We start from the raw sequence: 12,694 nt of genomic DNA on the forward strand, positions 1-12,694 counted from the left end.
TATTTGTTTTAATTGTATTTTTAGGAAATCTTTTTAGAGGGTTTCATCATTAATTAAAAAAATTGTACATTGTCAATTGTCCATTGAAATTAAGGAGAAACAATGGAAATTAAGATTAATTTAAATAATTTAAAATTTAGATACGAAGTATATCAATTATTTAATGTGTATTTTCCAATGAAAGAAATCAAATTTATAGGAACAGAAGAAGCGGAGTATATTTTTTATATTGATGAGAAAATTTTAAGATTTGAATATAAAAATTATTACAAAGAAGAATCTTTAGGAGAAGATATTAAAAACTCTCTTAGAAGATTTCTTTTTCTGTGTTTAAAGGATATAACTAATGATATATATCCTTGGGGAATTCTAATTGGAATTAGGCCTTCTAAAATAGCATTGAAATTGATTAAAGATGGGAATACTGAAGAAGAAGTTATAGAAATATTTAAAGAAAAATATTTAGCACACGAAGATAAAGCAAGGCTATGCATAGACGTAGCAAAAGCTGAAGAAAGAATAGTTAATAAAGATAAAAATAATATTGCTATTTATATTGGAATGGCATTTTGTCCAACTAAATGTCTTTATTGTTCATTTACATCTAATCCTATAAGTGTTCATAAAAAAATGGTAATGCCATATTTAGAAGCCTTAGTAAAAGAAATACGTGGAATGAATGAATATATTAAAGAAAAAAATCTTAATATTGAATCTGTATATTTTGGAGGAGGTACTCCAACTTCAGTTAGTGATAAAGAATTTATGATGGTGATGAATGAAATTTACAATAATTTTATTATGAATAATAGTATTAAAGAATTTACTGTGGAGTGTGGAAGACCAGATACCTTAAGCTATAATAAATTAAAAGCTATGAAAGATTGTAAGGTAGATAGAATAAGTATTAATCCTCAAACAATGAATGATAAGACTTTAAAGCTCATAGGTAGAACTCATTCTTCACAGGATATAAAAGAAAAGTTTTATATGGCAAGAGAGTTTGGCTTTGATGATATTAATATGGATATAATAATAGGACTTCCAGGGGAAGGTCATGAAGATATGATGAATACAAAAAATGAATTAATAAAATTAAAACCAGATAGTATAACAGTTCATGGTTTAGCACTAAAAAGAGGATCTAGGATGTATGAAGAATTTATTCTTAAAAAAGGAATTCAAATTACATCTCAAGATGAAATTATAAAGATGTATGATGAAAGTAGAAAATTAGCAGAAAATTTAGGACTTTCTCCATATTATATGTATAGACAAAAAAATATGGTTGGAAATTTAGAGAATTTAGGTTATGCTAAAGAAGGTAAAGAATGTATTTATAACATTCAAATGATTGAAGAAAGACAAACAACAATTGCACTAGGTGCAGCTGCTGTGAGTAAAGTAATATTTTTAGAAGAAGATAGACTTGAGAGATTTCCTAATTTAAAGGATCTTCATGAGTATATAACAAGAATTGATGAAATGATTGAGAAAAAGAAAAAGCTGCTAGATACTTTATATTAGTAAATAGTGACTTTATATGTTTAGTTGTTATTAATAAACAATTGAAAATGTACATTTAATAATTTTTGTGATACTTATGGAAAAGCAATGAGCGAATTTTTTTGAAGTTACAAAATTATACTTGAAGAAATTTATTAAAAAGTGATGCTTTAAATCTTGTATTCGGTTATGAGAAATTTCTCTTTGAGCTTCATTATTAATTGTGCATTGTTAATTGTAAATTGTTTTAAATATGACTTTACATATAAAAAGGAGGAATTAAAATGGAAATGCAAGCACCAAAAGGAACAAAGGATATGTTACCAGAAGATGCTTATAAGTGGCAATATATAGAAAGTATATTTAGGAAGATTGCTAAAACATATGGAATTAGAGAAATTAGAACTCCAATGTTTGAACATACAGAATTATTTTTAAGAAGTGTTGGAGATACAACAGATATAGTTCAAAAGGAAATGTATACTTTTAATGACAAAGGTGGTAGAAGTATAACATTAAAACCAGAAGGAACTGCATCAACAGTAAGAGCTTTTGTAGAAAATAGATTATTTAATGAAGCTCAACCTACAAAATTATATTACATAACACCAGCTTTCAGATATGAAAATGTTCAAAAAGGAAGACTTAGACAATTCCATCAATGTGGATTAGAAGTATTTGGTTCAAATGCAGCTTCAATGGATGCAGAAGTTATAGCTGTGGCTATGGATACTTTAAGGGAACTTGGTTTAAAGAGTTTAAGTTTAAATATAAATAATTTAGGATGCCCAAGCTGCAGACCTAAATATAATGAAGCATTAAAGAAGTTTTTAGCTGAAAATTATGATGGGCTTTGTGATACCTGTAAAACCAGATTTGAAAAAAATCCTATGAGAATCTTAGATTGTAAAGAAAAGAAATGTCATGAAATCACAAAAAATGCACCAACAATTTTAGAGTATGTATGTGAAGAATGTGAAACACATTTTAATAAGGTTAAGGAATATTTAGATATTTTAGGACTTCCATATACGATAGATCCAGGTATAGTAAGAGGATTAGATTATTATACAAAAACTATATTTGAAATCTTAACTTCAGACTTTACAGTATGTGGGGGAGGAAGATATGATAAGCTTATTGAAGAACTTGGTGGTCCAGATATGCCAGCGGTAGGTTTTGGTATGGGAATTGAAAGATTAATCATGACTTTAGAAAAAGAAAATATAGAAATTCCTAAAGAAAACTTATTTGATTTATATATAGGAGCTAGAGGCGAAGCAGAAAGTAAATATGCATTTAAGTTAGCTAATAATTTAAGATCTTTAGGCACTAAATGTGAAATAAATCATATGGGAAGAAGCGTAAAAGCAGAAATGAAATATGCAAATAAAATAGGTGTAGCCTTTACTACAATATTAGGTGAAGATGAATTAGCAAATAGGAAGATTAATTTAAAAAGAATGAGTGATGGAGAAATCTTCGAAGTTTCATTAGAAGACTTAGAAGGAATTGCAAAAGTACTTAAATAACAATATTTATTTAAGATAAATTTATTTATAATATTTATATGTAAGTAACAATTAATAATTGATAGTTATAAAGAAAACTTATAGACAAAGTTTTTATTTTCAGAAAGGCCGTAGGCATTTCATCCTTAACTATTAACTATTAACTGTTAACTGAATTAACGGAGGGTTTAGTAATGGGTGAGTCTTTAAATGGATTAAAGCGTACAATGATGTGTGGAGAACCTAGAGAAGAACATGTAGGTAAAAAGATTACTTTAATGGGATGGGTTCAAAGAAATAGAAAGCTTGGAGGTCTTGATTTTATTGATTTAAGAGATAAAACAGGAATAATGCAGGTAGTTTTTGGTGAAGAAATAAATGCAGAAGCTTTTGAAAAAGCAAAAGCAGTTAGACCTGAATATTGTATAGCAGTAACAGGAGAAGTTGTAAAAAGAGAAAGTATAAATGAAAACATGCCAACTGGTTTCGTTGAATTAAAATGTGAAAATATAAATATTTTTTCAGAATCAGAAACTCCACCAATCTATATTAAAGAAGATTTAGATGCAGCAGAAAATATTAGATTAAAATATAGATATTTAGACTTAAGAAGACCTGATATGCAAAAAATATTTATAACTAGAAGCAAGACAACAAAAGCTATTCGTGATTATTTAGAAGCTAATGATTTCTTAGATGTAGAAACTCCAATATTAAATAAGAGTACACCAGAAGGAGCTAGAGATTATTTAGTACCTTCAAGAAATTATCCAGGAATGTTTTATGCTCTTCCACAATCACCACAAATATTTAAGCAATTATTAATGGTGTCTGGATTTGATAAATACTATCAAATAGCTAAATGTTTTAGAGATGAAGATTTAAGAGCAAACAGACAACCAGAATTTACTCAAGTTGATATGGAATTAAGCTTTGTAGAACAAGATGACATAATGGCAATAAATGAAGGATTAATTGCTCATGTATTTAAAGAAGTAGCAGGAGTAGATGTTAAGCTTCCAATTAAGAGAATGACATTTAAAGATGCTATGGAAAAATACGGTTCAGATAAACCAGATTTAAGATTTGGAATGGAAATAACTGATATAACAGAAAACGTAAAGGATTTAGATTTTATTGTATTTAAGTCTGCAATAGAAGCTGGTGGGTCAGTTAGAGCTTTATGTTTAAAAGGTGGAGCAGAACTAGGAAGAAAGCCTTTAGATAAATTAGGCGAATTTATTAAGACTTATAAGGCAAAAGGTCTTGCTTGGATGCAATTGAAAGAAGATGGAGTTAAATCATCAATAGCTAAATTCTTAACAGATGATGTTACAGATTCTATTGTAAAAACTATGAATGCGGAAAATGGCGATGCAATACTTATAGTAGCAGATAAAAATTCAGTAGTATTTCAAAGTTTAGGTGCTCTAAGATTAGAATTAGCTAAACAATTTGAATTAATAAAAGATAAAAATGAATTTAATTTCACATGGATTACTGAATTTCCATTATTCGAATACAGTGAAGAAGAAGATAGATATACAGCTTGCCATCACCCATTTACAGCACCAATGGATGAAGATTTAGACTTTATTGAATCTAACCCAGGAGCAGTTAGATCTAAGGCATATGATTTAGTATTAAATGGTGAAGAATTAGGCGGAGGTTCTATAAGAATCCATGATAGAGAACTTCAAGAAAGAATGTTTAAGGCTTTAGGTCTTACAGAAGAAGTGGCTTTGGAGAAATTTGGATACTTATTACAAGCATTTAAATTTGGACCACCACCACATGGCGGTTTAGCATTTGGATTAGATAGAATGATAATGTTCTTAGCTAGAACAGATAATATAAAAGATGTTATTGCATTCCCTAAAAATCAAAATGCATATTGCTATTTAAGTGAAGCTCCAAATATAGTTGATGAAAAACAATTAACTGAGCTTGGAATTGAAATACTTCCAAAAGCAGAGAAAAAAGACGAAGAATAATATAGATTGAGATTGAAAAAGACTTGCTTACAAATAATTAATAATTATGAGCAAGTCTTTTTTATATGATTAAATTATAAAAAAATGTGAACGTATTTTGGATTTATCTAGATTTCTAATTTCAAAAAAATATATATGAATTAAATACAGGCTTTAGAATGGGAATGAATCCCAATAAATGCAAATTCAGAATTAAACTTAAACTCGAGTTGAAGAAATTATTGCGTATCAGCTTTTAACGCTTTTTTCTATATGATATAATTAACAAGATTTATAACAGATGGGGGAAATGAATAATGTTAGGAACAATAGTTAATGCATTAGCAATAATAGGCGGATGTTTAATAGGATTAATAGTAAAAGGCAGATTAACTGAAAAAATTAGTTCAACTATAATGAATGGCTTGGCTCTATGCGTACTATACATAGGAATATCAGGAGCTCTTAAAGGTCAATATACGCTACAAATAATAATTTGCATAGCAGTAGGAGCATTAATTGGTGAGATAATTAATATTGATAAAAAATTAAATGATTTAGGACATATGATAGAGAAAAAAATTAATAGCAAAAGAAATAGCTGTGCACATGAAAAAATTTCTATAGCAGAAGGTTTTGTAACAGCAAGTTTATTATTTTGTGTTGGGGCAATGGCAGTAGTTGGATCTCTTGAAAGCGGGCTTAAAGGAAACCATTCAACTCTTTTTGCCAAGTCAATATTAGATGGGGTGTCATCAATAATATTTACATCTTCTCTTGGAATAGGTGTAATGTTATCTTCAATTGCTGTATTACTTTATCAAGGATTTATAACACTTCTTGCAGGTGGGCTATCAACAATACTTACAGAAACAATTATTGGTAATATGTCTGCTGTTGGAAGCCTTTTAATTGTAGGACTTGGATTTAATATGCTTGGAGTAAGCAAAATTAAGGTGGCTAATTTATTGCCAGCTATATTTATCCCTATTATATTTGGATTATTTTAGCTAAGAAGCAGAGATTATTAGAAGGCAAATTGATTAAGTAAATGATTTCTAGGATAAATATTAAAAGATTGGGGTATATGATGTTAGGAAAAAAGATTACATAATTTCAGAGGATAAAGCTAAAATTGTATATAATGTGGTTGGTACAGGATCAGCAATTATATTAGCTCATTCATTAAGTGAAACAAAGGAAATATGGATACAAAATGGATGGATAGAAATTTTAAAAGAACATTTTACTGTTATTGCAATAGATTTAAGAGGAAATGGAGAAAGTGATGTATCAATGATGCAGACTTTTATTCATAAGATAAAGTGATTTTAGATATAGAAACAATTGTTAAAAAATGTGGATTTAATACATATGGCTATTTTGGTCATTCATATGGAGCAACTATAGGATTGAAACTTTCTAAAGATAATAAAAATGTTAAAAAAATTGTCTGTGCAGGAACTAATTTGGGAGATAAATTTTTTAAAATAATAGTTCCAGATATAATTGCAGAATTTGAAAAATTTAAACGTATAAAAGAACGAAATATATTTGATGAAGATGGATTAACAGACGAAAATATTAATTGGCTTAAAAATACTAACTTAAATGCCAGAATAGCAAAACTAAAAGCAATGAAAAATGGACAGAAATTGAAATAAGTGAAATTAAATCAAAATTAGCCATTTATTCAGGTGAGAAAGATATTTCTTTAGTAAAAGAAGACATAATAAATAATCAAGAACAATTAATTAAAAATAAAATGTCATCAAAAGTATTTGAAAAGTTAAATCATGGTGAATTAGTTATCAAATCAGAGATAGTATCTCCATGGATTCTAGACTTTTTGTTAAAGTAAATTTAGTTCAATATAGCTAGGGACTATTTAAATAAGTAATAAAAATAAGGTAATCATTATTGAAAAATTTTAGTAAGGATTACCTTATTTTTATTTATTCCATGATATTTATCATAAGATTATTAAAAATTTAATAGAAATATTAAAAATAGAATAAGGAGAATGATTAAATATATGATAGATATTCACTCTCATATATTGCCCCAAATAGATGATGGGGCAGAAAATACAGATATGACATTGGAAATGTTAAGAAATGCAGTTAAAAATGGAACCGAAAAGATAGTGGCGACGCCCCATTATAGTTTCAGATATGGATCTACTCCTATTATAGAAGTAAAAGATTATGTTAACAAATTAAATTGTCTTATGAAAGAAAAGAATATAAGGATAGAAATTTATAGTGGCCAAGAAGTATATTTAAGTGAATCTACACTAGAATATTATTTAGAAGGTAATATTGGTACTATAAACGATTCAAAGTATATGCTCACTGAATGTTCTATAAATAAATTTAATGAGCATATATTTGATGTAATATATGAACTAAAAATTAGAGGAGTTATACCTATAATTGCACATCCAGAAAGATACAATCCTGTTATAGAAAATATTTTGTATATTAATAAATTTATTGAAAATGGATGTTTATTTCAAATGAATAGTGGAAGTGTGCTAGGTTTATTTGGGCAAAGAGTAAAATTAGTAGCGGAAATATTCTTAAAGAATGGAATATATAATTTTATCGGTTCAGATGCGCATAATAATATAAATAGAACTACAGGATTAGCAAAAGCAATTAATTTATCAAATAACATAAATGCTGAAAGTGAAAAAAATTTTATGAATAATGCAAGTAAATTAATTGAAAATAAAGATATAAAATTTAGTGGACAAAAAATTAAAGAAAAGAAATCTATATTTCATTTTTTGAATAAAACTAAAAAAAAAGCATATTATAATTAAGATGGATGTTGAATTCGAAATATCAAGTAAATTTTGAGTAATGTTAATAAGGGGGATTAGTGTGCAAAACTCAATCTTAAAAGGACAAATAAAATATAAAAAATTATATGAATTTCTAAAAAGAATTATAGATATAATTTGTTCTTCAATAGGATTAATAGTTTTGATGCCTATACTATTAGTCGTAGCAATTATTATAAAAATTGAATCCAAAGGTCCTATAATTTTTGAACAAGATAGAGTAGGTAAATACGGTAAAGTATTTAAGATGTACAAATTCAGATCAATGGTAAGTAACGCAGAAGAGCTTAAAGAAAAATTAGCTGATGAAAATGAGAGAACTGGTCCCATGTTTAAAATGAAAAATGACCCTAGGGTAACACATATAGGAAAATTTATTAGAAAAACAAGCATAGATGAGCTGCCACAGTTAGTTAATATTTTAAAAGGTGAAATGAGTATAGTTGGACCAAGACCATCTCTTTTAAAAGAAGTTAAACAATTTGAAGATTGGATGCTGAAAAGATTAAATGTTAAGCCAGGGCTAACATGTTATTGGCAAGTAGCAGGAAGAAACGATATTGAATTTGAAGAATGGATGAAATTAGATGTCAAATACGTAAATGAGAGAAACATTTTAATTGATTCTATATTAATATTAAAAACTTTCTTTGTATTATTTGGAGACAAGCATGCAAGCTAAATTAAAGTGATAAATTAATATTAGAAACTTAACTAGCTTGTAAATTGATTATGAGCGGTTAAGTTTTTTTGTATAAATATTTGTTGTATTCAAAAAACGAATTTAGATTTGGTTAAAGATTAATGCCTTCAACAGGATTAAGTTAGAAAGATCAATTAATTGTGAAACATGGTTAATGGAATAATGTGTTTTATAAATGCATAGTCTATATTATAAGCACTTAATTAAAGTCTATATAATTATGGTAGAGAATAATCTCATTAAAGAAATTTCATAATTAGGATTTAGTTGAGCACTTAGACTTTAATAATGAAGAAGTTCTATTAAAAGTATAAAAAATAGAAAGCTACCATATTAAAAATGTACTAATTTGGATTTATAGTGTTTAATTCAGAAGAATTAAAGAACAAGTTATGCGATAAAAATGAAATGGGTGGTTAATGTTCAAAATAAGGAATATTTAAGTAAAATTAGGATTGGAAAATTAAGAAAACAAGCATGAATATTAAGATACATTTAAACTAAATAAGCAAGGGGGAATGTATTTGTATTTGCAACAAGATGAAGCTTGGTATGTATTATTTGTAAATACAAATCAAGAAGGAAAAGTAAAAAAGATACTTGAAAAAGAAATGGGAGATAAATATCAATTTATTGTTCCAACAAGAGAGCTTATAGAAAGAAAAAATGGGAAATGGAGTAAGATAAAAAGAACATTATTTCCAGGATATGTTTTTATAAAGGCTATTATGAATATAGAAGTTTATTACAAATTAAAAAGAGTTCCTAGAATAATAAAATTACTTAGAAATGAAGATGAAGTTTTAGTGGTAGCAGAAAAAGAAGTGAAAGTGTTAAAAATACTTTTGGATAATAATGATAATAATATAGGAATTTCTACATTATATAAAAAAAATGATAATATAAGAATAATTTCAGGACCCTTATTAGGATTAGAGGGTCAAATAATAAAGATAGATACTAGAAAGGGTAGAGCAAAGGTAAATCTTAGCTTTATGAATGAAGAAATAATAGTAGAACTAGGTATTGAATTAGTGGACAAAATCTGAAGTTGACTTTGGGTGTTTCGGCCCCATAGAAAGATTAAGAGGTCATAGTGAGCTGCTTGGTAGCATAATTGTATTATGTGAATGGGCGAAGCTATGTCGTTTGAAGATTTGAATTATTGATTGGCGAAAGGATATCAATATGTAAGGATGAACATAAGAAGCAATATCACTGATTAATTCAAGAGAGTTCTCTGAAATAAAAAGAAATATGGTGATAGTGTCAAATTCGATTTTACTAAAAGAAGAAGGGGGTTTTGATGGAAGTTATTAATTACAAAAAGGCGAGTACCTATTATCTAGTTGGGAATTTATTTAATAAAGGCATATCTTTTCTGACAGTACCGATTTTTACAAGAATTCTATCAACTTATGATTATGGTATAGTAACGACGTATACATCTTGGATAGGCATTTTATCAATGATATTAGGCTTTGCATTACATATGGGAATTAGAGCATCGTTCATAGATAACAAAGAAAAAGTTGATGATTTTATTTCCGTGACTAGCTTTTTCACAATTGTTAGTTCTGCAAGTATAGGTCTTATTGTTGTTCTTGGAATAATTTTACTTAGAGTTAATATAAGTTTGACACTAATTATTTTGTGCTTATTTGAAAGCTTTTCGTCTGCTATTATTCAGGATTACTCCTATTATTTGATGATGAAATACTGCTATAAATTTAGAACTTTTTTAATGATTTTACCTAATTTAATTGGTACTATTGCTTCGATTTTAGCAATTTTATTTGTTGTAAAAACAAATCTATACATGGGTAAAATTATACCTAATTCTATTATTAACATTATTTTTTGTATTTCACTTTTAATCCTTATTTTTAGGAAAAGTCACATGTTGACTAATTGGAATTATCTTAAATATGGCTTGACTATTTCGGTACCATTAATTATTCATGGAATCTCACTTAACATTTTATCCCAATCAGATAGAATAATGATTACTTGGCTTGCAGATGCTTCTCAAACAGGTATTTATAGTATTGTGTACAATTTTGGAATGATAGCAACAGTTATCACTACATCATTGGAAGGAGGATGGATACCTTGGTTTACGGAAAAATTAAAAGTTAGGGATATAAAATCAATAAATAATTTGGTTATAGACTATGTAAATTTAATGACATATGCAATGGTTTTTCTGCTCCTAGTTGGACCTGAAATTTTGAAAATACTTGCTTCAAAAACATATTGGGAGGGTATTAGTATTATACCTCCTGTAATTTTAGCAAACTATTTAATTTTTATGTATACGCTGTATGTTAATGTTGAACATTTTTATAAAAGGACGATTTATATAACAGTCAATACGTTAATATCAGCTGCTACAAATTTAATGTTCAATTACATTTTTATACCCCAATATGGATATGTAGCAGCAGCATATACAACGTTAGCTTCTTACTTGCTTTCTTTTATACTGCATGCAAAATATGCTAAAAAACTTGAAGCAGATTTATATCCTTTGAAAACTTTTATTCGACCAGTAGCTCATATTTTAGTAGTTACCATATTGTTCTATGCATTAATTAATATGCCAGTTATCAGATGGATTCTAATGATCATTTATTTGATAGCTATGCTAATTAGAGAACATACTAGAATATTAGAGCTGTTTCCTGAATTAGGAAATAAGTTGCATATAAAACATAAGTTCTTAAGTTCAAGTAATTGGAGGATTCATGAAATGGATAGTGAAGTAAAGAAAAAAGATAAACAGAATGTTTTTATTATTGGTTCTAAGGGTATTCCGGCTAAATATGGTGGTTTTGAATCATTTGTTGAGAAATTAACTTTTTATAAAAAATCACAAGATATACAGTACTATGTATATTGTGTTATCTATGGTAAGAAGGAATTTAAGGAAATTGAAAAAACTTATACTCATAATGGGGCTAAGTGTTTCAATATAAAAGCTTTAAATATAGGTCCAGCTAAAGCTGTATTTTATGATTTGGACGCATTAAAAGGTTGTATTAGTTATATAAAGGAAAATAATATACAAAATCCTATTATTTATATTCTAGCTTGTCGTATTGGTCCTTTTATTGGTCATTATAAAAATGTAATTAAAAAATTAGGAGGATATCTCTATGTAAATCCTGATGGGCATGAATGGAAGCGTGCTAAGTGGAGCGCTATTGTACGTAAATACTGGAAGCTTTCAGAAAAATTGATGGTGAAACATGCGGATCTTCTCATTTGTGATAGTAAAAATATTGAGAAATACGTCCAAGAAGATTATAAAAAATACAAACCCAACACCACATTCATTGCCTATGGCGCTGAAACAAGTAAGTCAAATTTGACCGATGATGATCCGCAAGTGATTGGTTGGTATGATAAAAAAGGTGTCCGCCCAAAAGAGTACTATTTAGTGGTGGGTCGCTTTGTACCTGAAAACAACTTTGAAATCATGATCAGAGAATTTATGAAGTCAAAGACAAAGAAAGATTTTGTGCTTGTCACTGATTATGAAGGGATTTCTTTTTATGATAAACTGAAAGTCAAAACGGGTTTTGATAAGGATTCGAGAATAAAATTTGTTGGTACAGTTTATGATCAAGAGTTGCTTAAGAAGATTCGAGAAAATGCTTATGGATATTTTCATGGACATGAAGTTGGGGGGACTAATCCGAGTCTTTTAGAAGCTCTTGGAAGCACTGATTTTAATCTTTTATTGGATGTTGGTTTTAATCGTGAGGTTGGTGAAGATGGAGCCCTTTATTGGACGAAAGAGGATGGAAGTCTAGCAAATTTGATTTATGAGGGAGATAAGATGATGGAGGAAAAAATTGCAGATTTGAGTAATAGAGCAAAGAAGCGAATTAATGATTACTATAGCTGGGATTATATTGTTAGCAGATATGAAGAGGTATTTAAAAAAATGAATGGTTAAGTATGTATTGCATAAATTATATGTCATATAGAAGTGCTGTATATAAGCAGTTGTATTTATAAAAAATTGTGAAGCTGAAACGGGAAGAGATAATTAGTAAATTGATAGTGAGATTGTTAAATTTGTTTAACGAAAGATTCATTATTTCATGTGTGCTTGAAGTCATAGTTATGTTAAATTTATCGTTTT

At 27.9% G+C, this 12,694-nt stretch carries 10 protein-coding genes and 1 pseudogene; all 11 read left to right on the top strand.

Annotated elements, in window-relative coordinates:
* The first annotated feature begins 102 nt into the window (after window positions 1-102).
* The 11 genes and pseudogenes from CLPUN_RS15250 to cps2T all read left to right on the top strand — a co-directional run bounded on the left by CLPUN_RS15250 (window position 103) and on the right by cps2T (window position 12,505).
* Window positions 103-1,527: a coproporphyrinogen III oxidase gene (locus CLPUN_RS15250; RefSeq protein WP_077848110.1), complete on the top strand. Its 1,425-nt coding sequence runs from the start codon at window positions 103-105 to the stop codon at window positions 1,525-1,527.
* A gap of 257 nt (window positions 1,528-1,784) precedes the next feature.
* Window positions 1,785-3,038 carry a histidine--tRNA ligase gene (gene hisS / locus CLPUN_RS15255; RefSeq protein ID WP_077848111.1) on the top strand — a complete coding sequence of 418 codons (1,254 nt, stop codon included), beginning with the start codon at window positions 1,785-1,787 and terminating at the stop codon, window positions 3,036-3,038.
* Between the two features lie 173 nt (window positions 3,039-3,211).
* Window positions 3,212-5,011: an aspartate--tRNA ligase gene (aspS, locus tag CLPUN_RS15260; protein WP_077848112.1), complete on the top strand. Its 1,800-nt coding sequence runs from the start codon at window positions 3,212-3,214 to the stop codon at window positions 5,009-5,011.
* A 296-nt stretch (window positions 5,012-5,307) separates the two neighbouring features.
* Window positions 5,308-6,000, top strand: a complete 693-nt coding sequence (locus tag CLPUN_RS15265; RefSeq protein WP_077848113.1) for a DUF554 domain-containing protein — start codon at window positions 5,308-5,310, stop codon at window positions 5,998-6,000.
* 136 nt (window positions 6,001-6,136) lie between these two features.
* Window positions 6,137-6,319: an alpha/beta fold hydrolase gene (locus CLPUN_RS15270; protein ID WP_077848114.1), complete on the top strand. Its 183-nt coding sequence runs from the start codon at window positions 6,137-6,139 to the stop codon at window positions 6,317-6,319.
* Window positions 6,316-6,654, top strand: a complete 339-nt coding sequence (locus CLPUN_RS15275; RefSeq protein WP_077848115.1) for a hypothetical protein — start codon at window positions 6,316-6,318, stop codon at window positions 6,652-6,654. The genes CLPUN_RS15270 and CLPUN_RS15275 overlap by 4 nt, the downstream gene beginning before the upstream one ends.
* A 371-nt stretch (window positions 6,655-7,025) precedes the next feature.
* Window positions 7,026-7,817 (top strand): tyrosine-protein phosphatase, encoded by a 792-nt coding sequence (locus CLPUN_RS15280; RefSeq protein ID WP_077848116.1) that lies wholly within the window; start codon window positions 7,026-7,028, stop codon window positions 7,815-7,817.
* A gap of 61 nt (window positions 7,818-7,878) precedes the next feature.
* Window positions 7,879-8,520, top strand: a complete 642-nt coding sequence (locus CLPUN_RS15285; protein WP_423237304.1) for a sugar transferase — start codon at window positions 7,879-7,881, stop codon at window positions 8,518-8,520.
* Between the two features lie 545 nt (window positions 8,521-9,065).
* The gene (gene loaP / locus CLPUN_RS15290) at window positions 9,066-9,590 is read left to right on the top strand and encodes an antiterminator LoaP (RefSeq protein WP_077848118.1); all 525 of its coding nucleotides are present in this window, start codon (window positions 9,066-9,068) and stop codon (window positions 9,588-9,590) included.
* 257 nt (window positions 9,591-9,847) lie between these two features.
* A pseudogene (locus tag CLPUN_RS15295) lies at window positions 9,848-10,786 on the top strand (lipopolysaccharide biosynthesis protein); the annotation flags it as partial.
* A gap of 507 nt (window positions 10,787-11,293) precedes the next feature.
* Window positions 11,294-12,505 (top strand): beta 1-4 rhamnosyltransferase Cps2T, encoded by a 1,212-nt coding sequence (gene cps2T / locus CLPUN_RS15300; RefSeq protein ID WP_077848138.1) that lies wholly within the window; start codon window positions 11,294-11,296, stop codon window positions 12,503-12,505.
* Window positions 12,506-12,694 lie beyond the last annotated feature (189 nt).

Source organism: Clostridium puniceum (assembly GCF_002006345.1).
Classification (GTDB): domain Bacteria; phylum Bacillota; class Clostridia; order Clostridiales; family Clostridiaceae; genus Clostridium; species Clostridium puniceum.

Coding starts and splice junctions, on each gene's coding strand:
- CLPUN_RS15250 (WP_077848110.1), top strand. CDS start 103: ATGGAAATTAAGATTAATTTAAATAATTTAAAATTTAGATACGAAGTA.
- aspS (WP_077848112.1), top strand. CDS start 3,212: ATGGGTGAGTCTTTAAATGGATTAAAGCGTACAATGATGTGTGGAGAA.
- CLPUN_RS15265 (WP_077848113.1), top strand. CDS start 5,308: ATGTTAGGAACAATAGTTAATGCATTAGCAATAATAGGCGGATGTTTA.
- CLPUN_RS15280 (WP_077848116.1), top strand. CDS start 7,026: ATGATAGATATTCACTCTCATATATTGCCCCAAATAGATGATGGGGCA.
- cps2T (WP_077848138.1), top strand. CDS start 11,294: ATGGATAGTGAAGTAAAGAAAAAAGATAAACAGAATGTTTTTATTATT.